Annotated in this window: 28 protein-coding genes; 27 read left to right on the top strand and 1 reads right to left on the bottom strand. The window is 32.6% G+C overall.

Going from position 1 to position 19,899, the window contains the following annotated elements; translation table 11 throughout:
- The first annotated feature begins 21 nt into the window (after positions 1-21).
- From ACT17O_RS05725 to ACT17O_RS05660, 14 genes are all read left to right on the top strand, one after another.
- The gene (locus ACT17O_RS05725; RefSeq protein ID WP_000152422.1) at positions 22-255 is read left to right on the top strand and encodes a DUF5965 family protein; all 234 of its coding nucleotides are present in this window, start codon (positions 22-24) and stop codon (positions 253-255) included.
- On the top strand, positions 252-635 hold the full coding sequence (locus ACT17O_RS05720) for a DUF5945 family protein (RefSeq protein ID WP_444817214.1): 384 nt from the start codon (positions 252-254) through the stop codon (positions 633-635). The genes ACT17O_RS05725 and ACT17O_RS05720 overlap by 4 nt, the downstream gene beginning before the upstream one ends.
- Before the next feature lie 37 nt (positions 636-672).
- Positions 673-945, top strand: a complete 273-nt coding sequence (locus tag ACT17O_RS05715; RefSeq protein ID WP_434398975.1) for a hypothetical protein — start codon at positions 673-675, stop codon at positions 943-945.
- 69 nt (positions 946-1,014) lie between these two features.
- A complete protein-coding gene (pezA, locus tag ACT17O_RS05710) occupies positions 1,015-1,491 on the top strand; it encodes a type II toxin-antitoxin system antitoxin PezA (protein ID WP_434398977.1) in 477 nt (158 codons plus the stop codon).
- Positions 1,491-2,261 carry a type II toxin-antitoxin system toxin PezT gene (pezT, locus tag ACT17O_RS05705; RefSeq protein WP_434398979.1) on the top strand — a complete coding sequence of 257 codons (771 nt, stop codon included), beginning with the start codon at positions 1,491-1,493 and terminating at the stop codon, positions 2,259-2,261. Before pezA ends, pezT begins: the two co-directional genes overlap by 1 nt.
- Before the next feature lie 255 nt (positions 2,262-2,516).
- A complete protein-coding gene (locus ACT17O_RS05700; protein WP_434398981.1) occupies positions 2,517-3,200 on the top strand; it encodes a LexA family transcriptional regulator in 684 nt (227 codons plus the stop codon).
- Between the two features lie 2 nt (positions 3,201-3,202).
- A complete protein-coding gene (locus tag ACT17O_RS05695) occupies positions 3,203-4,618 on the top strand; it encodes a Y-family DNA polymerase (protein WP_434398983.1) in 1,416 nt (471 codons plus the stop codon).
- A complete protein-coding gene (locus ACT17O_RS05690; protein ID WP_434398985.1) occupies positions 4,615-4,980 on the top strand; it encodes a hypothetical protein in 366 nt (121 codons plus the stop codon). The genes ACT17O_RS05695 and ACT17O_RS05690 overlap by 4 nt, the downstream gene beginning before the upstream one ends.
- Positions 4,970-5,260, top strand: a complete 291-nt coding sequence (locus tag ACT17O_RS05685; protein WP_444817213.1) for a DUF5960 family protein — start codon at positions 4,970-4,972, stop codon at positions 5,258-5,260. Before ACT17O_RS05690 ends, ACT17O_RS05685 begins: the two co-directional genes overlap by 11 nt.
- Before the next feature lie 294 nt (positions 5,261-5,554).
- A complete protein-coding gene (locus tag ACT17O_RS05680) occupies positions 5,555-5,914 on the top strand; it encodes an SAG1252 family conjugative relaxosome accessory protein (protein ID WP_444817212.1) in 360 nt (119 codons plus the stop codon).
- 1 nt (position 5,915) lies between these two features.
- Positions 5,916-6,281, top strand: coding sequence for a MobC family plasmid mobilization relaxosome protein (locus ACT17O_RS05675; RefSeq protein WP_048773374.1), 366 nt, complete (start codon positions 5,916-5,918; stop codon positions 6,279-6,281).
- Entirely contained in the window at positions 6,268-8,097 is a 1,830-nt protein-coding gene (locus ACT17O_RS05670; protein ID WP_444817211.1) for an SAG1250 family conjugative relaxase, read from the top strand. The genes ACT17O_RS05675 and ACT17O_RS05670 overlap by 14 nt, the downstream gene beginning before the upstream one ends.
- Before the next feature lie 103 nt (positions 8,098-8,200).
- Positions 8,201-8,428, top strand: a complete 228-nt coding sequence (locus ACT17O_RS05665) for a helix-turn-helix domain-containing protein (protein WP_037606785.1) — start codon at positions 8,201-8,203, stop codon at positions 8,426-8,428.
- A 429-nt stretch (positions 8,429-8,857) separates the two neighbouring features.
- Positions 8,858-10,567, top strand: a complete 1,710-nt coding sequence (locus ACT17O_RS05660) for a recombinase family protein (protein ID WP_444817210.1) — start codon at positions 8,858-8,860, stop codon at positions 10,565-10,567.
- A 27-nt stretch (positions 10,568-10,594) separates the two neighbouring features.
- On the opposite strand, the gene ACT17O_RS05655 is transcribed toward ACT17O_RS05660, so the two are convergent.
- Positions 10,595-10,864 carry a hypothetical protein gene (locus tag ACT17O_RS05655; RefSeq protein ID WP_444817209.1) on the bottom strand — a complete coding sequence of 90 codons (270 nt, stop codon included), beginning with the start codon at positions 10,862-10,864 and terminating at the stop codon, positions 10,595-10,597.
- Between the two features lie 41 nt (positions 10,865-10,905).
- Between ACT17O_RS05655 and aac(6') the strand changes: the two genes are divergently transcribed.
- From aac(6') to ACT17O_RS05590, 13 genes are all read left to right on the top strand, one after another.
- Complete coding sequence (gene aac(6'), locus ACT17O_RS05650; protein WP_444817208.1) at positions 10,906-11,334, top strand: aminoglycoside 6'-N-acetyltransferase; 429 nt, start codon at positions 10,906-10,908, stop codon at positions 11,332-11,334.
- Positions 11,335-11,391: 57 nt separating this feature from the next.
- Entirely contained in the window at positions 11,392-12,000 is a 609-nt protein-coding gene (locus ACT17O_RS05645; protein ID WP_444817207.1) for a Type 1 glutamine amidotransferase-like domain-containing protein, read from the top strand.
- 178 nt (positions 12,001-12,178) lie between these two features.
- The gene (locus tag ACT17O_RS05640) at positions 12,179-12,922 is read left to right on the top strand and encodes a CPBP family intramembrane glutamic endopeptidase (protein WP_049489667.1); all 744 of its coding nucleotides are present in this window, start codon (positions 12,179-12,181) and stop codon (positions 12,920-12,922) included.
- A gap of 154 nt (positions 12,923-13,076) precedes the next feature.
- Positions 13,077-13,883 carry an alpha/beta hydrolase gene (locus tag ACT17O_RS05635; protein WP_444817206.1) on the top strand — a complete coding sequence of 269 codons (807 nt, stop codon included), beginning with the start codon at positions 13,077-13,079 and terminating at the stop codon, positions 13,881-13,883.
- 11 nt (positions 13,884-13,894) lie between these two features.
- Positions 13,895-14,023, top strand: coding sequence for an ADP-ribosylglycohydrolase (locus ACT17O_RS05630; protein WP_261014426.1), 129 nt, complete (start codon positions 13,895-13,897; stop codon positions 14,021-14,023).
- A 104-nt stretch (positions 14,024-14,127) separates the two neighbouring features.
- Positions 14,128-14,745 carry an SAP domain-containing protein gene (locus tag ACT17O_RS05625; protein WP_444817205.1) on the top strand — a complete coding sequence of 206 codons (618 nt, stop codon included), beginning with the start codon at positions 14,128-14,130 and terminating at the stop codon, positions 14,743-14,745.
- Between the two features lie 97 nt (positions 14,746-14,842).
- Complete coding sequence (locus ACT17O_RS05620; RefSeq protein ID WP_070800335.1) at positions 14,843-15,583, top strand: hypothetical protein; 741 nt, start codon at positions 14,843-14,845, stop codon at positions 15,581-15,583.
- 121 nt (positions 15,584-15,704) lie between these two features.
- Positions 15,705-15,833: an ADP-ribosylglycohydrolase gene (locus ACT17O_RS05615; RefSeq protein ID WP_314977782.1), complete on the top strand. Its 129-nt coding sequence runs from the start codon at positions 15,705-15,707 to the stop codon at positions 15,831-15,833.
- Between the two features lie 189 nt (positions 15,834-16,022).
- Entirely contained in the window at positions 16,023-16,994 is a 972-nt protein-coding gene (locus tag ACT17O_RS05610) for a DUF6892 domain-containing protein (protein ID WP_444817204.1), read from the top strand.
- 71 nt (positions 16,995-17,065) lie between these two features.
- Positions 17,066-17,737: a hypothetical protein gene (locus tag ACT17O_RS05605; protein WP_444817203.1), complete on the top strand. Its 672-nt coding sequence runs from the start codon at positions 17,066-17,068 to the stop codon at positions 17,735-17,737.
- Positions 17,738-17,796: 59 nt separating this feature from the next.
- A complete protein-coding gene (locus tag ACT17O_RS05600; protein ID WP_278276073.1) occupies positions 17,797-18,459 on the top strand; it encodes a DUF443 family protein in 663 nt (220 codons plus the stop codon).
- Positions 18,460-18,623: 164 nt separating this feature from the next.
- A complete protein-coding gene (locus ACT17O_RS05595; protein ID WP_143989601.1) occupies positions 18,624-19,385 on the top strand; it encodes a hypothetical protein in 762 nt (253 codons plus the stop codon).
- 29 nt (positions 19,386-19,414) lie between these two features.
- On the top strand, positions 19,415-19,774 hold the full coding sequence (locus ACT17O_RS05590; RefSeq protein ID WP_000841611.1) for a hypothetical protein: 360 nt from the start codon (positions 19,415-19,417) through the stop codon (positions 19,772-19,774).
- The last annotated feature ends 125 nt before the right edge of the window (positions 19,775-19,899 follow it).

Genomic DNA, 19,899 nt, shown 5'->3' with positions numbered 1-19,899 from the left:
TAGAATGAAGGAGGATCGTATATGACCATAATCGAGCGCTTAGAAGAAAAGGTCACTAGGCAAGAAAGCAAGGTAGCAAGAGAAACAGAAAAACTAGCTGCTTACAAAGAGCAACTGGAGACAGCGATGTTTGCGACGTTCAAAAGGCGTCAAAGCATCAGTCACATGAGTTTTGAAGAAGCTCTTGACCATGCCTTCGGTAGAGAAAGACAATTCGATGATTCTGAATTTAGAAAGGATGAAATGAGTGAATGACAAAAGATTGGAATTTTAATCAACCATTAGAAAGTAAATCAGAAAATCAAGAAGATGCAGATAAAATTGCGGCCCTATTTGGAAATCATCAAGGAGGTAATGATGTAAACTATGAAGCAGCTTTTCAAAAGCGAAAACAAGCACCTGTGACGGAATCAAATCCTAGTTCTAAACCTAAAGTTACAGAGGTTAGAACAGGAAAAGAGACAGATATCACTACAAGTTATCAGCAACATCTTAAAAGGCTGATTGCGGATAATAATACCGATATTGAAAGTAGTCAAAAGAAAATTGAAGAGCTACATACGTTGATTGACACAAAGAATAAAGACAATAAGAAATTGCAGTCCATTTATGATGCGATTTCCGAATTACACTAAGCAGTCCTGATAGGCTGCTTTTTTTGAGAGGTTATAGATGTTTACAAAATTTTTTAAGAAAAATCATGACAATAGTGATATATTTAAGAAGCTAATTCATAGACTATCTGATATGCCTGTCCAAGATCTTGAAAAAATAGACCGACTGTTAGATATCATTTTCACTCCAATTCAAGAATCAGAACAACTAAAAACAGAAGTAACTTATAGAGAAGAAACTTTGGACGACACATTAAAGGAAGCTAAGAATCAACTTCATAAGGAACAATTGGAGAAGAATTTAGAGAGGTTTAGGAAAAATAATAAATAATGCACCAAAAATGGTGCGTTAAATTTTTCTAAATGTTATAATGGTATTATCAAATGAAAGGAGTTTGCTATGATTGGAAAGAACATAAAATCCTTACGTAAAACACATGACTTAACCCAACTCGAATTTGCACGGATAGTAGGCATTTCACGTAATAGTCTGAGTCGGTATGAAAATGGAACGAGTTCAGTCTCTACGGAACTAATAGACATCATTTGTCAAAAGTTTAATGTATCTTATGTCGATATTGTAGGAGAAGATAAAATGCTTAATCCTGTTGAAGATTATGAATTGACTTTAAAAATTGAAATTGTGAAAGAAAGAGGTGCTAATCTATTATCTCGACTCTATCGTTATCAAGATAGTCAGGAAATTAGCATTGATGATGAATCTAATCCTTGGATTTTAATGAGTGATGATCTATCTGATTTGATTCATACGAATATCTATCTAGTAGAAACTTTTGATGAAATAGAGAGATATAGCGGCTATTTGGATGGAATTGAACGTATGTTAGAGATATCTGAAAAACGGATGGTAGCCTAATGGAAATCCAAGATTATACTGACAGTGCATTCAAACATGCTTTAGCTCGGAACGTTCGCTCACTAACAAGAGGAAAAAAGTCCAGTAAGCAACCTATAGCGATTTTGCTTGGAGGGCAAAGTGGTGCTGGAAAGACTACAATTCATCGTATTAAACAGAAAGAATTTCAAGGAAATATTGTTATCATAGATGGCGATAGTTTTCGTTCTCAGCATCCACACTATTTAGAACTGCAGCAAGAATATGGCAAAGATAGTGTTGAATACACCAAAGATTTTGCGGGGAAAATGGTAGAGTCTTTAGTAACCGAATTGAGTCATTTGGGATACAATCTGTTGATTGAGGGAACTTTACGAACGATTGACGTTCCAAAGAAAACAGCACAACTCTTGAAAAGTAAGGGATATGAAGTACAATTAGCCATAATCGCAACCAAGCCCAAATTGTCCTATCTGAGCACTCTTATCCGATACGAAGAACTGTACGCTGTTAATCCAAATCAAGCACGCGCAACTCCAAAAGAACATCATGATTTCATTGTAAATCATCTAGTTGATAATACACGACAATTGGAAGAACTAGCTATCTTTGAAAGAATTCAAATTTATCAACGAGATAGAAGTTGTATATATGATTCAGAAGATGATAAAATTTCAGCAGCAACCGTTCTTCATAATTTACTATTTGGAGAATGGAATCAAGTGGAGAAAGAGATGCTTAAATCTGGAGAAGAAAGGTTGAAAGATTTAACGAATCGTAATGGTTGTTAGAGTTAGAATTTTAAAGTAAAGTCTATTAGATCGTTATTTAAAAATAACGATCCTTTTTTTCATATTCTCTATTTGTTTGTTCTTAATCTTTTTCCAAAGTTTTAACATTATTCAGTAATGATTTCCTAACAATATAAGTATGAACTTAGCGCAATTTATGATTGAATTAAATTTTGGTGGTTATTAAACTCTTGATTTTTTTTATTAGCTATGGTATCCTTTTGTTAGTTAATAAACTTACATTAAGGAGAACAAATGTTTTCACCCACTAAATTAAAAGAAAAAAGAGAAAGTCAAGGGTTATCGCAATCACAACTTGCATCCAGTTTGGGAATCAGTAGAGCCTCATACTTTAATTGGGAATCAGGTAAAACAAAACCGAATCAAAATAATCTAAGTAAGTTGAGCCAGATTTTAACTGTCGACCCTTGCTATTTTGAATCAGAGTATGAAATAGTTGAAACTTTTCTCAAGCTAACGGAAAAGAATCAAAAAGCGACACTTCATTATGCTACAGAATTGTTGAACAAACAGAATGAGAAGGTTGTAGACATTCCTGAGCGTTTTGCTTATAAGGTCTACGAAAAATTATCAGCTGGTACAGGAACAGCTTATTTTGATGATGGTAATTACGATACAGTTTACTTTAATCACCAATTTGATTATGACTTTGCATCATGGGTGTTTGGTAATTCGATGGAACCAACATATGAAAATGGTTCTGTAGCCCTTATTAAGCAAACAGGATTTGATTATGATGGAGCTATCTATGCCATAGATTGGGATGGTCAAACCTATATCAAGAAAGTGTATCGTGAAGAAAATGGGCTACGTTTAGTTTCACTCAATCGAAACTATTCAGATAAGTTTGCGCCTTATGATGAGAATCCTCGTATCATAGGGAAAATTGTTGGAAACTTTATGCCTTTAGAGGACTGAGTATGACTTGGTTTGATTATAGTCTCGAACCTAAAAGCGATATTGCCTTTATTGATATGAAATCTTTTTATGCAAGTGTAGAGTGTGTAGATAGAGGCCTGCATCCACTTAAGACTTCACTTTGTGTTATGAGTCGAGCAGATAATTCTGCTGGGTTAATCCTTGCTTCCTCTCCTATGTTTAAGAAGGTATTTGGGAAATCAAATGTTGGACGTTCCTATGATTTACCATTTGATGTAAAGACTAGAAAGTTCTCTTACTATAATGCTAGAAAGCAAGGGTTACCGACAACGATAGACTATGTCCGTTATATAGAGAAGTGGGCAAAATCAACAGTGATTGTTCCTCCGAGAATGGATACTTATATTGCAGTCAATATGGAGATTCAAAAAATCTTTCAAGATTTTGCAGCACCAGACGATATTTATCCCTACTCAATTGATGAAGGATTTATAGATTTAACCAGTTCATTAAATTATTTTGTGCCTGATAAAAGTATTAGTCGAAAAGATAAGTTAGACATCATCTCAGCTGCTATTCAAAAAAAGATTTGGAGAAAAACAGGAATCTATTCAACGGTAGGTATGTCTAATGCCAATCCCTTATTAGCTAAATTAGCACTAGATAATGAAGCTAAAAAGACTCCGACAATGAGAGCCAATTGGTCCTATGAAGATGTTGAAAAGAAAGTATGGTCTATCCCTAAAATGACAGATTTCTGGGGAATTGGGAATCGGATGGAGAAGAGATTACATAGTTTAGGCATCTTTTCGATTAAAGAATTGGCTAAGGCTAATCCTGACTTGATTAAAAAAGAGTTTGGTATCATGGGCTTAGAGTTATGGTTTCATGCTAATGGGATCGATGAAAGTAATGTTCATAAACCTTATAAGCCAAAGTCAAAAGGAATAGGGAACTCTCAAGTTTTACCTAGAGATTATGTCAAACAAAGAGATATTGAGATTATACTTCGTGAGATGGCAGAACAAGTTGCTGTTAGATTGAGAAGAGCTGGTAAGAAAGCAACTGTAGTTTCTATACACTTAGGGTATTCTAAAGTGGAACAGAAACGATCTATTCATACTCAAATGAAGATTGAACCAACTAATCAAACAGCACTACTGACAAACTATGTTTTAAAGTTATTTCACACTAAATATACTTCAGGAGCTATCAGAAGTGTTGCAGTGAGCTATTCAGGTTTAGTAGATGAATCATTTGGATTGATTTCATTATTTGATGATGTTGAGAGAATAGAAAAAGAAGAAAGGCTCCAGTCCGCAATTGATGCTATTCGAACAGAATTTGGTTTTACTTCATTATTGAAAGGGAATGCTCTGGATCAAGCTTCTAGAACAATTGCAAGAAGTAAACTCATTGGTGGTCATTCAGCTGGAGGATTAGATGGACTAAAATGATAAATCGTTCTTATTTGCCTTTTTTGTCTGCAAGAGAGTATCAAGACCGTGGGATGGCTAAGTGGATGGGATTCTTTTTGTCAGAACATTCAAGTTCTCTTTGGGAAGAAAAAAATAGAGAAGACATCTCCATTTCCCTATCAATGGAAGAGAAAGTTCTATTTGTTCGTCAACTTTATACGAATGTATTCCCAGCAACTTTTGTTTGTAAGCTCTCAAATAGAAGAAAAGTAGTATCGGGTATTGTTAAAGAGATTGGGAGAGAGTCTATATCCATTAAATCAGACTTTGGTTTTCTTCGATTAAGATGGGGAGATATACTCGATATACAGATAGAAGGGGTAGATTTATATGAATCGTAAAGAATTATATGATGATAAATTACAGCTAGATTATTTTTCTGATTCTTATTTAAGGTTTGAGTCAGATTTTTACAAGTATTCTGCTTTAGATATACCATTAATATTTATCACTGATGATATTTTACGCACCATGGCTATGTCTCAGAAACATTATTTTAAATTAAACAAAAGTAAATCTTTAGACAATCGTGATCATTACTTTGTTTTTTCTATCAAGATGAACAAAGATAGTAGTGGGATTAGGCAGTATGAATATCAGAGACATTGTTTTAATTTGTAAGAGTCCGATAGGGCTCTTTTTTCTGTGATAATTTTATCAAAAAGTATTTGTTATACTTTTTTTAATTTAGATTTATCTTGGGGGTTTGGGGGCGTGCCACCACATTTTCATATCGTTTGTTTTTTAAACCGTGAGGTTTGAAATGGCAGGCGATATGATTTTTGGGATATTGTGGACACAATATCTGAGCTCGCAAAGCCTTACAAAAATGTTGAATCTATTTTGTAAAATGTACCGACAGTGTCTGTAAGCTAACATTGTCAGTACAGGTATCAATGAGAGAGGAAAAGTCATATGAAAAAAGATATACGTAGTATTCGGAAACAATTTCGATTAACAGAAACGGAAGAAAAACAAATACTAGATTTAATGAGAGAGAAAGGAGAGGATAATTTTTCTGATTTTCTCCGTAAAAGCTTACTATTGTCTGATGGACAAAAACAGATGGAAAAATGGTTCAACCTTTGGAAAAATCAAAAGTTGGAACAAATTAGCCGTGATGTTCATGAAATATTAATAATTGCTAAAATAAATCATCAGGTTACTCAAGAACATGTTTCTATTCTGTTAACTTGTATTCAAGAATTAATTAAAGAGGTAGAAAAAACAAGTCCTCTTAGTGAAGATTTTAGTAACAAATACATGAGGTGGTAGAGTGGAACACCGATATAGAACAAATTTAAAAAAAGTCTTTTTATCTGATCTCGAATTAGTCAAATTAAATGAAAATATCTCAAAAAGTAACTGCTTATCCTTTTCAGAATATGCTAGACGAACTCTATTAGATCCTGGTATGAATTTCATCACCATTGATACGAATAGTTATCAAGATTTAATTTTTGAATTAAAACGAATAGGAAATAATATTAATCAAATCGCCAGAAGCATAAATTATTCGAACTTAATAACGGAAGTTGAATTAGATGAATTGAGAAAAGGTATAGAAGAGTTAATAGTAGAAGTGGAGAAAGATTTTCTTATCCAATCTGAAAAATTGAGGAAATTTTATGGTCGTCACTAAACACTTTGCGATACATGGAAAAAATTATCGTAGTAAACTAATCAAATATATTTTGAATCCAAGTAAAACAAAAAACCTAACACTAGTTTCAGATTTTGGCATGAGAAATTATTTAGATTTTCCTAGTTATAAAGAACTAGTGAAGATGTACAATGATAATTTTTTAAGCAATGATACTCTTTATGAAATTCGTCATGATAGGCAAGAAGCAAATCAAAGAAAAATTCATTCTCATCATATCATTCAGTCCTTTTCTCCAGATGACCATCTTACTCCAGAACAAATCAATCAGATTGGTTATGAGACAGTTAAAGAGTTAACAGGTGGTAGATTTCGATTTATCGTGGCAACTCATGTTGATAAAGATCATATCCACAATCACATCATACTAAATTCAATTGATAAGAATTCTGATAAAAAGTTTCTATGGGATTATAAAGCAGAACGTAATCTAAGAATGGTTTCAGATCGTCTTTCAAAAATTGTAGGCGCAAGAATTATAGAAAATCGTTATTCTCATCATCAGTATGAAGTTTATCGAAAAACAAATTACAAATACGAAATAAAACAACGAGTATATTTTCTAATCGAGAACTCGAAAAATTTTGAAGATTTCAAGAAAAAAGCAAAAGCTTTACATTTAAAAATTGATTTTAGACACAAGCATGTTACTTTTTTTATGACTGATTCAAATATGAAACAAGTCGTACGTGATAGTAAATTGAGTAGAAAACAACCTTATAATGAAACTTATTTTAAGAAAAAGTTTGTTCAAAGGGAAATCATAAACATCTTAGAATTTTTACTTCCGAAAATGAAGAATATGAATGAATTGATTCAACGAGCAGAATTTTTGGGCTTAAAAATAATTCCGAAAGCAAAACATGTTCTATTTGAATTTGATGGGATTAAGATTTCAGAGCAGGAATTGGTAAAAACGAATCAGTATAGTGTTAGTTATTTTCAAGACTATTTTAATAACAAAAATGAAACTGTTGTCTTAGATAATAAAAATTTAGTTGAACGTTACAATGAAGAAAAGCTAATTAAAGAAAAAAAGTTGCCGACAGAAGATGGGATATGGAAATCATATCAAGATTTCAAGAGAAATAGGGATGCTGTTCATGAGTTTGAAGTAGAGTTGAATCTTAATCAAGTTGAAGAAGTGGTAGAAGATGGAATTTACATTAAGGTACAGTTTGGAATCCGACAAGAAGGACTTATTTTTGTACCAAATATTCAAATCAATATGGAAGAAGAAAAAGTTAAAGTATTTCTCAGAGAAACTAGTTCTTACTATGTATATCATAAAGATTCAGCAGAAAAAAATCGCTTTATGAAAGGTAAAACTTTGATTAGACAATTTAATCTTCAGTATGAATCGCAGTATATGTATAGAAGAATTCCTCTAAGCAAAATTAAAGAAAAAATAGAACAATTAGATTTTCTTATATCTTCAGAAACTAGTTCGAATACTTATGAAGGCATAACAAAAGATTTCATTGACCAAATATCATATCTAGAGAATATTATTCAACAAGTCCAAGATAAAATTGATAATTTGTCTAGTTTAGAGGAAATATTGTTGAATGATATGGAAAATGGTTCAGGAAATTTAGAAGATAATATTAATGTCAAAATATCAGTGGACACAATAGAGAAAGATTTGTTCATTTATAAAGGAAGGCTTGAAAAACTGAAGGAACAACATAGGGAAGCTATAAATTTATTTGAGATGTTTAATCGTACGATAAAGAACTACCAGAAAACAAAAAATACGAAATCTATCAAGGAAAATGAGATACATATAGAGTAAACAATTTCCTAAAAAGTATGTATATAAGACTTTCGTGTGCCAATTTGTCACATTTCATAAAATAAGAAAGTAACTATACTATACTTATTTTAGGAGACATTATATGTTGAAAAGGATTAGAGATTTACGTGAGGATACTGATTTGACACAAGAATATGTTGCAAAAACAATCTTAAATTGTACAAGATCAGCGTATTCTAAAATGGAATCAGGTACCAGGTTAATCTCTATAGATGACCTTATCAAACTTGCAGATTTTTATAATGTAAGTTTAGATTACCTTGTAGGTCGAGTAGATAATAAAGAAGACCATTACTCCAAAAAGTATTAGGTTAAGAAAGCACATTGACAATTGAATAGTCCAAAATGGTACTTTCCTCATTTGTGGAGCAAATTTGAATGGCTCGCCATGATAAGAGCGATTTTAAAACCATCAATAAAATAGAGCGATACTTTATATGCCATGATACAAATGATATACAATGATACTTCTGACCGTTCAGGCTGCCACCGTAAAAGAGCAGCAAGTGAAATTCTTATGATGACTTCATCAGTCATGCCATGGAGGAGATTGATAAAAGATAAAAGGGAAGTGATTTTTTGAAATCAAATTTAGAAAATTATATAGTCGAGCTAGAGATGCTAAATCTATTATTCTTAAAAAAACTTATTAGCGAAAAAGAATATGAAAAAATAAAGCTGAAACTGCGTAAAATATACACAAATTAGCTGACCTTTTTTATTGGTTGCGGTAAAATAAATGCAGAGAAATAGGAGGTTAAGCCATGTCAAATGGAGAGTAGCAGCATATTGTCGTGTTAGTTCCGATAGTGATGATCAAAAAAATAGCTATGATTCTCAAGTTCGTCATTATAGAGAGTATATATCACAGCACCAAGATTGGCATTTGGTTGACATTTATGCTGATGAAGGGATTTCAGGAACTCAAGTTGGAAAAAGACAAGATTTTCAAAGATTGATTTCAGATTGCCTTGATGGAAAAATAGACTATATCATTACCAAAGCCATTGCTCGCTTTGCTAGAAATACATTAGATACTCTCAAATATGTTCGTTTGCTTAAAGATAAACAAATTGGAGTATTTTTCGAAGAAGAAAACATTGATACTTTAACTATGGATGGTGAGTTACTATTAACGATTTTAAGTTCAGTGGCTCAGCAGGAAGTTGAAAATACATCTGCCCATGTTAAAAAAGGTTTAAAAATGAAGATGCAACGTGGAGAACTTATTGGTTTTCAAGGTTGTCTTGGTTATGACTATAATCAAGATACAAAGTCAATATCAATAAATGAAAAAGAAGCCAAAATAGTACGTTATATTTTTGAAAGATACATTGATGGTATTGGGGGTAAGGCAATAGCTAGAGAACTGGATGAACTAGGTTATAAAACTCCGAGAGGTCTTGATCACTGGCAAGATACAACAGTTTTAGGAATTATTAAAAACGAGAAGTATAAAGGTGATATTCTAATGGGAAAAACTTTCACGGTTGACCCCATTAGTAAAAGACGTTTGATAAATTTCGGTGAAGAAGATAAATACTACATTAAAAATAATCATGATGCAATAATTAGTCCAGAAACATTTACACAGGCGCAAGAAATTCGATTACGAAGAGCAGGTAACAAGAAAACCATAGCAAATACAAAAGGAAAACGAGAAAGATATTCAAGAATGTATCCTTTTAGTAGTAGATTGGAATGTGGTTTTTGTGGTACTGTTCTGTCTCGAAGAAGTTGGCACTCTAGTTCAGAGTACAAAAAGATTATCTGGCACTGTACAACATCTATAAAGAAAGGTAAAAAGCATTGCATTCATAGTAAAGGAATAGAGGAAAAAGCAATAGAAAATGCTTTTTTACAGAGCTACCAACAGTTGTTTTATGAAAATAATAACCTAACTGAAGACTTTCTTGAAATTATAAAAGAAGAGCTTACTGATGATACTTTAAAAGTGGAGTTGAATAAGATAGTTAGTAAATTAAATTCGTTGTACAAAAAAGAAGAAAAATTAGTTTCAATGAATCTTGATGGAAAAATTAGTGATTCTGTATATGAAGATAAATTCAATCAAATACAAATTGAGAAAGAAAAACTTTTAGAAGAAAAAGTAAACCTAGAAGTAACTTTAAAATCAGAAGTTGATATAAAAAGTAGATTAGAGAATTTTAAAGAAATTTTAACTTCACAAAAGACTTTGACGGAGTTTGATAAGGATATTTTTGAGAGTATCGTTGAAAAAATCATAGTAGGTGGAATAAATTCTGATGGAGAAATTGATCCAGCAATGTTGACTATAATTTTTAAAACGGGAGATTCTTCGATTAAAAATGCAAAATCTTACAAATCTAAAAGAAAGAATGCTAAAATAGATAATGATAAATTGTGTTTTAATGCCGTAAACAATGACGAAAAAAAGTGTACAAATAAAGAAAACAACGCATGTTGAGTGTGTGAGTTTGTTAGTGAAACGTAGTTAATCCTCAAAAGGTTCCCCGAACCTTTTGAGTTCCACAAACGCATCATGTTGAGGCGGTATCACTGTTGTACGAGCTGAGGCATCAGCGAAGTAGGAGTAGATGCTCCGCCCATGGGATAGGACTCGTAGAATGAGGAGGGAAACCGACGAAATGATACGGTAAGTCCGAACCGCTGAGTGCATGGCTCTGCTCTTCCGATCTGAGACAGTCGAAAAGTAGAAGGCGATGGTATTGGTATCAATCAATGAGTAACAAAGTAACAGCATGATTCGAAACATTTGCTTGTAATTTTCGGAGGAACCTCAATATGGATGGAATAACAAAAGATTCTATACAAACGGCTAAACTAATAAAACAATTATGGCCCCAATTGACCGATAAAGAAGCTTTTGATGAAGTAAAAAAATATACGAATGGCAAAAATACTGCAATCTTTACTGAAGTTGAAGGTGATACAATTGTAGGTCTAGCACTATGTTCACTTAGATTTGATTATGTTGAAGGTTGTAAATATAGTCCTGTTGGATTCTTAGAAGGGATTATTGTCGACGAGGAATATCGTTTAAAGGATATTGCTAAAAATCTCTGTACAAAATGTGAGGAATGGGCGAAAAATAAAGGATGTAAGGAATTTGCAAGTGACTGTACTTTAACGAATACGGATTCTATAAGATTTCATCTCAATATTGGATTTCAGGAGGCAAATAGAATTATTCACTTTAAGAAGAAATTATAATTTAGAAACGTGAATAAACTTGTTTAAATTTTATGTCTCTTTAGAAAGTGTGTTAACTTGAAAGAACAAATTTTTTTGATGGGTGGGAATCCCCCAATAACGAAATATAGCATTGTTGATAAAATTGTATTATCAAGCAAGATTGAAAGAATTGTTATTTTTACAGTTTTTCGAGATAATTGGCAACCCTATATGAAAAAGTACACGGAAGTTTTCCAAAGTCAATTTCCTAATCTAAACACTGATTACTTACTTTTGGACACTGAGCATATTGATTTTGATAGCTATTTAGATGCTGATCTAATCATCATTGGTGGAGGAAATACGGAAAAATATATAGCTACTTATGTCAATCAGGAGTTCAAAAATTATATCGATCATATGCTTAATAAAGGGGCAAAAGTTATAGGGTTTTCTGCAGGAGCCCTATTATTAGGAGAAAAAGTCTATGTCTCACCTAATGATAATTCAGATCATCAGATAAAGATAAAAAATGGATTAGGACTCTTTAGTCAGTTTTTAATTAGTGTCCATTATGATTCCTGGAATGATAAAGCTAATAAGGATAGAGCAGAAGAACTCGTCAGTGTTCCCATAATTCCACTAAATGATCATTCCTGTCTTGTATTGGATAGACTTGGAAACATTATTGAGAAAATTGACTAGTTTTAATCATGCGAATCTGAATCTACGAAACTAAAGTATTGACGAAATGAATAGTGAAAAGCCTTGATTGTAAGGCTTTTTTGTGTTTTTATGATAGAATATAGGTAGTTATAATCGATAGCAACTAAGAAGCAGTAAAAATATTATTCATAAAATAATCAAGATTAGGAAGAAAAAAATGACAGAAATTGATAAAAGGAATTTAAAAAATTATCTTTGTTTTACATTTGGAATTACTTATATATCTTGGGGGCTTCTTGCCATCTTTACACAATCTTATATTTTGGGATTAGAGACATTTATAGGAAGAATATTACATATAGTTGGTGCACTTGGACCAGCTATTGCAAGTGGCTTTTATTTAAAAAGTAATAATATAAAATTTAAACATTTTTTATTTAATAAGATAGAAAATAGTAGTATTTATTTTATTTATCATATGTTAGCAATTTTGATACTATTTTCTGTATCTTCCTTAGAATTAAACGGAGTATCAATTTATCTGATGCCATTATTCTTTATACAACTAATTTTTTTTGGTGGTGGACATGAAGAATTAGGATGGAGAGGAATATTACAACCATTACTTGATAAAAAATATACTTATTGGCAATCTAATTTGATTGTAGGATCAATTTGGGGAATATGGCATCTGCCTTTATGGTTTATAGTTGGAGAAAGTCATCAAGGATTTCCTTTTATTTTATTTTTTATATATACATTATTTTTAAGTTTTGTTTTAGGGCTTCTTTACCGTCAAACGAAATCTGTGGGATACTGTGTATTATTTCATGCATTCGCAAATTTGTTAAATCTCTATTTTGTGTTAAAAATTAATCTTATTTTTATTATCATTTTTATTGGTTATTTGATTTATACTATATTGGCGAGTAATAGAATTAGTAAGGAAACAACATTTTAAAATTTAGATCAGGATATCCATTATTGAAAGTAACGTGTGGTCATTCTAGATAATCAATGTTAGAGACTTTTCTATTTGATGAGACATCACTGCTTGTACAAGCTGATTAAACATGGGTGTAGCTAGTGAAAGTTCTACAGTAAGGAGTTTAAACATGAAATTCCATGAATTTGGTGATAAGAATTTGCCTCCTATTTTACTGATACATGGTGGTGGAAGTTCTTGGTGGAATTATCTTCGTCAAGCACGAATCTTGTCAGAAGAATACCGTATTATTCTACCCACTTTGAATGGCCACGGCGAGGAATATCAACTTGATTATGTTTCTACTGAAGATTCTGCTTTGGAGATTCTAGACTATATCAAAGAAAACTGTGGTGGGAAATTGTTTGCAATCGGTGGTGTTTCACTTGGTGGTCAAATTACCATGGAGCTTTTGTCTTTAGACAGTGAAATTGCTGAGAAGGCCATCATAGATGGAAGCGTCTGCATTCCTCAACCAAGGTTAGCTAAAATCAGCATCTTTCTAGTGTCTCTATTTGGTAAATTGATGTTCAATAAATTCTCTTGCAAACTTCAGTTAAGCATGATGAACAAACTCTATCCTAAACGGGCTTATCCAGAGGAAATAAAAGCTTATTATTTGGAGGATTTGCCAAGGACGCCTATCAAAACATTGGTGACCATTTACAAAAACTATATGGGATGTTACAAGTTGAAAGATATGATTTCTGCTAGCAGGGCTCAGGTTCTGTATATTTATGGTGAAAAAGAATTGAACTGTGTGAAAGAATCAGCGAAATTATTTCATCAGCTACATTCAAATACAATTTTGTATGAAGCAAAGGGCTATAACCACGGCTATTTATCAGCTTACCTGCCTTATGAGTGGATTGATTTGGTGGTGCCATTTTTAAAGAGTGACTCATTAGAAATGTGTAACGAATCTGATATGCCATAAGGAGGAATACCATGCTAGGAGCAATTATTGGAGACATTGTAGGTTCAGTTTACGGATGGAACAATATCAAAACGAAGGATTTTCCTTTATTTTGTGAGGATTGTTTTTTCACGGATGATACAGTAAGTCCTAACCGCTGAGTGTTTGAGTTTGTTAGTGAAACGTAGCTAATCCTCAAAATAAAGAAACTAAAACTCCATTATTTAGAAATGAAAACCTAAACTGTTTTTAAGGAGGTGTTATATTGATAGAGAGCAGACCTGAGTTTGATAAAGTCACATCCTTTGATGAATTTAATAAATACTATTGGTATCGTGATGAACTTTCACAGATATGCAAGTCATTAGGGCTTGAATATAGAGGTACAAAACAAGAACTCAATGATATTATTGAGCAGTACTTCAACGGGAATTTGATTAAAAAATCATCAGTAAAAAGGAAAAAGAAACGAGTAGAAGTCGTTACTTTAGATACGCCCTTACTTGAATGTGGATTCTCCTTTAATGCAAACTTTAGAGAATATTTCTCAACTTTAACAGGTGTTTCGCCCTTTAAATTTACTGCTAATATGGCCACTGCTTGGAGAAAAGTAAAAAAAGAAAATGATTTGAATTTCACAATCCAAGATATGCTAAAAGTCTATTATGGAAATTCAGATTATGCCAAGTATGATCATTCGGTTTGTCAATGGAATCAATTTCTAAAGGATTTCTGTGCAGACGAAAATAGTGCCAACTACTCTAATAAACTAAAAGTAGCTTCTATTCTTTGGAAAGAAGTTCGAGACTCAAAGAAAGAAAAAGTTTATTCCAAACAACTTCTGAAAGAACACAGTAACAAAATAGAGGAGTATCGTAAATAAATAATTCTTAGTTTAGTGGGTGAAGCCATAAGCTCTATTTTCTCTAAAAGTTTTATAGAGGAAAGATAGATTAAGCTGAAGAAAGTTGGTGAGAAAAATGGATATTCTAATGAATGAAAAAAGTTTTGATGCTAAAGCGTTAGAAAAATGGAAAAGAAAACACGTAATTTCAGTTTATAAAAATTTGGGACTTTCTTATGACTGGGAAGCGTCGACGGAACAATTATGTGAAGTGCTAACCGAGAAAAAGGTAGATCTAGGATATGATGCGATTGTCGCAAAAATTCAGAATCAGCTAAAATTAGGCGATATCAGTCTAAAGATTGCGACTAAACTATCTGGGAAAAGAAGAAAAAAGGCCACGACTAAAATTTATGCAGAAGGAATTGATGTAGAAATTTTAGGCAAGGTGATTGATCACGTTACGTATCTAAACACAGCTGAAAATTTGAAAGTCAATTTGTCTGTTTGTCCAGAGCATTATGCTTTAGTGCCCCGCGAAGAGGAACTAGAGGTCATTGAAAAAACGGGAAATGCTCCTTTCCCAATGCAATTCTTTATTCGGTTTAACGAAGAAGAGGGAATTCAAACGCCTCGGGATGAAGAGTATCCGTATCAGATCGTCGGAATTGCGAAACTAAAAGACGGGACCATTATTGGAGGAGTAAGACATCAATTCCGTAATGTAGAACAGGGAATTGAGGCGGTCACTTGTGTCGAGTTTCCGGCGTTATGCCCCAATTCTATTGTAAAAGACCACCAAATTCACTTGGCTGTGGAGTGGTCAGGGTGGATTCAATGGGCCATTGACCATCAAGATTTAGTGCAAAACAGTTAAAGTGACTTGGGTTGGAAGGAGATTACAAATCTATCCGTAAAAACTATATATGCTGATAAAATAGACGAGTATGACAAATAGAAATGTCTGTCTAAACCAATAGTTTATAAGGAGAAATGCCATGCTAGGAGCAATTATTGGAGATATTGTAGGTTCAGTTTACGAATGGAACAATATTAAAACAAAAGACTTTCCATTATTTCGTGAGGATTGTTTTTTCACGGATGATACGGTAAATCCGAACCGCTGAGTGTGTGAGTTTGTTAGTGAAACGTTGCTAATCCTCTCACCTTTTCATTTTAAGGCAAGAAGGCTTCCTGCTTTTTTAATACTGCGGACGAAAAATATGGCAAAACCTTATTTTATACAGTAAATTTTCTAACGTTAGAAAAATAGATTTGATGCATTTAGATAAAAAAATTATAAATAGGAGAATCAAATGTTTAGTTTTTTTAAAAAGAAAGGTCCTAAAAACCTCGAAATCAATTTTCATGACAATTCAATGGTAATGAACGGAACCAGCTTGTCTTTTCCATTATCTTTGAAAGATATTGAGGCTATATTAGGAAAGCCTGATCAGGTTGTCAAAAAAGAAAATAAATACATAAAGTACATTTACGACAATGCTGGTATTATATTTGAACATTCGTTTTCTGTCAAGAATCATTTAAAGAAATGCAGGGTCTATCTTGATGATGAGCATCTACTTTCTACTATCAGTCTCTACTACGGTGATGTTGTAAAACCTATGTTTGGAGAAGAAGAATTACCCAAGATGCCTTGTCATGCCGTAGTATTCACTGATGGGAAGCCTCCCTATTTTCTTTATGATAGACACAGAACTGGGGATTTCAATTTTATTTTATGGACCCCTCGTGGAACCAATTTTAATGGAAGACCAGATGTAATGAGATATCCACTCACCATTTCCTACTATCCAGAAATCAAGCATGAACGTCAAAAATCAAATCCAAAAGTTGTTCAAGAAAAATATCTTCATTTTGATAATCTGAATTTTAAACTAGCTATTATCCAGGTATTGATGTATGATTTAGAGGTTTTAAAGCCAGCTTTTGATATTTTTGATTTTTCAGAGGAATTTAGCGAGTTGGATATTGATACAGAAAGTACAGAACTTGTCGAGCCTGCCTTAGAATACTTTAAAAATCTTCAGATTTCACAGAAGTATGCAAGTCTTGTAAAAGAGATTGATATGGATGGCGGTAATGAAATTTTTATGAATCTGATTCCTCAGTGGGATGGTGAAGATAGTATTTTTGATTTGAATGAGGTTAGTTTGGCTGAATTAAAGCAGTTCCCAAATTTAAAACAGGCGACAATCATGTCAAGTAATTTTGAACAAGTTAAGGAAACTTTTGCTGCAGTTGGAGTTGACGTAGAACTAGTGTAAGTTAAACTAAACATTTATAAATTTTTGAAAAAATCTTACTTTTATGACTCGAAAAAAGGATTAAATAGAATATGAAAAAGTTTAAATGGCGTTTATGGGTAACTGGAGTTCTTGTTATTCTTTTGACAGCATCTTCATTGAATGCTTGTAGTTTGGGCGTTGAAACTATTCCCCAAAATAGAACAAAGGAACAGTACGAGTTTGAAAAAACGTTTGATCCCATGTTTAAATTTTTGGAACAAGAGCAGAAGGATTTTAATGGGCTGGAAGCTTATAAAAGTAGAGTCTATATAAAAAATGGTGACGAAGTCAAAAGATATGAAATTGACCTAGATATTACCGAGGCAGATGGTAAGGGTGACTATAGAATACAAATCGGAGAAAATAAAAAAACGGTTCCCGTTAGTTATTCTAATGGCAAGTTGCATTACGATTCGGAGATAGACCCTTTATTTGACGAAGAGATTCTTAACTTAGTTGTCAAAAGAGATGTTTTTGACTCTTTGAATGTAAAAAGAACGTTAAGAACCGGAACAACAAAGCTTAGTGAAATTATCTACCAGCCAGAAAATAACTCTGAACTCTTTCAGAAACTGAAAAGCAAATATGATCTACCTGAGGAAACAACATGCCAAATTAGAATAGATAAATCAGATAAAACAAATTATGGGATTGCAATACAGTTAACATCGAAAGAGATGTCTGTCAAAATTGGTTTAACTATTATTAAAAAACGGGGCTAACGATTTAGGAATGTTATTGAAAAGAGTTTTTTAACTCTGAGAAGAATTTAAAGGTGACTATGAAAGTAAAATTTAAAGAAACGAATAAAGTATTTTTCAAAATAGTAGAAGTAGAGGGAGAAAAGTATATTCTAGATTTGACGACTGTTAGACCAAAATCCTATTTCTGGGGGTCTCTTCCCGATGAAATTACTGCAAAAATGCAAAAGTTAGATAAAAGAGATATGCGTTTTGAGAGTGTAGCTCCAACTATGAGTAAATCAATTGGGATTGCAATTGGTACAGCAATAGGGGGATCTGGCTATCGGCTTGTGACAAATTTTTTTAGAAACAATGGGATTAGTCACAACCTTCCTTTAAAGATAGGCTTATATGGCCTATTCATTTTCCTAGCTTATCTTGCTTTCTGGTTCATTGCCATAAGAGCTCGTCATAGCGTCAAAAAAAGACTTGAGAATAAAGTTTCAAACTATCAAATAACCTTTAAACCAGTTGGAAATAAGCGTCAATTAAAACATTACAAACTTCTTCCTTTTATCCTTGTTCCGACTCTTGGATGTTTTACTTTCTATCTAAATATTGTTGATGGGACAGAGGGTGCCATACTCGTTATTAATAGTATTCTATTATTGGGATTTTTTACAGTGATTTTAGGCATGTCACCACTCCGAGAAAGTGTCGAAAAGCAAGAGATTGTTTTTGATAGAATAGAGAAGTTATAAGTTAAGATGAAAGCCGTTTTATGATCCTCTTTTGCAGGTCACATTGGGCTATTTTATCAGAAAAATTAGGGAATTAATTAGAAAGTATTTGAGTGGTCAATGACTCATTTAAGATTCAGGACTGTTCTCGCAATGCCACATTGTAATTTAGAAAAGGAGTAATAATGAATTACTTAGAATTACGTAAAAGATATGCTTTTTATAGAAAAGTTGCGATTGTTTTGGCCGTTCTTCTTATTCTTTTTGTAGCTTTGATGGTGAAAGATAGGACTATTCAAACCCTTTGTATTATACTCATAAATGTACTCTTATTCCTTTCGATCTCGATAATCAGAAGAGGGTATTTAAGAAGTGGTACTAAGTTACTACATATGGACTTAGATTTACCATCTTGGAAGCAATACATTGAGTTGAAGAAAGTTGCAAAAAGAGCTATTATAAAAATGGATGTGACGCTAACATCTGTTGGGTATTCCTATATGATTGGTGATTTCGATGCTGCCATTAAGGAGGCTTCTGAAGCAATGACTGATCAAAAACTGAAGCTGAAATACAGGGATTTCTTAGTGAGTTACCTCGTTCGCTCGACAGTTCTTGCAAATCCAAACCTGACCAGAGATGAGCTTGATCTTATACTAAACAAAATGTCCATATCAGATCTTTCTGTAGCCGAGAAAACAAAAAGCGTAAGTATTGCGCTTTACGATTTAACAATTGCTCATCAATCCAATGATTACTTTGAAGACTTGGAAAACGAATTTAAATATCAACAATTGGAAATCACTTACTATCAAGCCTTGAACTCTAAATTAAAAGGAGATATGACTAGGGCGAATGAGTTGTTTAGTAAACTCGCTCAAGAAGATGAACAGCTCTATATCGTACGGAAGTCTAAAGAATTTTTAAATAGTGAATCTATTAATTAGCGATGAATAAGTACAGAAAAGGATTAAGTGTGAAATCAAACAGTTTATTTTTTTTTAATGGAATTTTTGCTTTAACATGCTCTCCCATTATTGCATTTGCATTTTTCTATAGATGGGAGATAAGATTTATCAATGGGGCTCTTCATTTTGTTGATAAACCAGCATGGGCTTTCTCAGTAAATTTAATTAGTTTTATATTTCTTGTTTGTTCCATACTTGCAATTTTCATTTATAGAAAAGAATCAAACGGTCGTAAGAAAAGTTTTTTGTTTCTCTTAGTTGCATCTATCACAGGTTTTATCCCCTTCCTTTCATTTTTTTCAGCAATTTTTGCTCTTATTTCTGGGATTTTATATTTGGTTGATTTTAATCGATTGGTAAAAAAATAAACTAGAAGGTATTTATCATTTTCAGCATATCCAACTTTTTTTAGAACTGATTCTCTCAATCTCCGGTACGTCAGATTTCTCTTTTCTGTATTTTCATTGTATAATAGGGGTACATTTAGTTTCAT

The organism is Streptococcus sp. HJ1 (assembly GCF_052399005.1).
Lineage (GTDB): Bacteria > Bacillota > Bacilli > Lactobacillales > Streptococcaceae > Streptococcus.
Note: the sequence above shows the minus strand (reverse complement) of the source record. Positions and strands in the feature narration are given on the sequence as shown.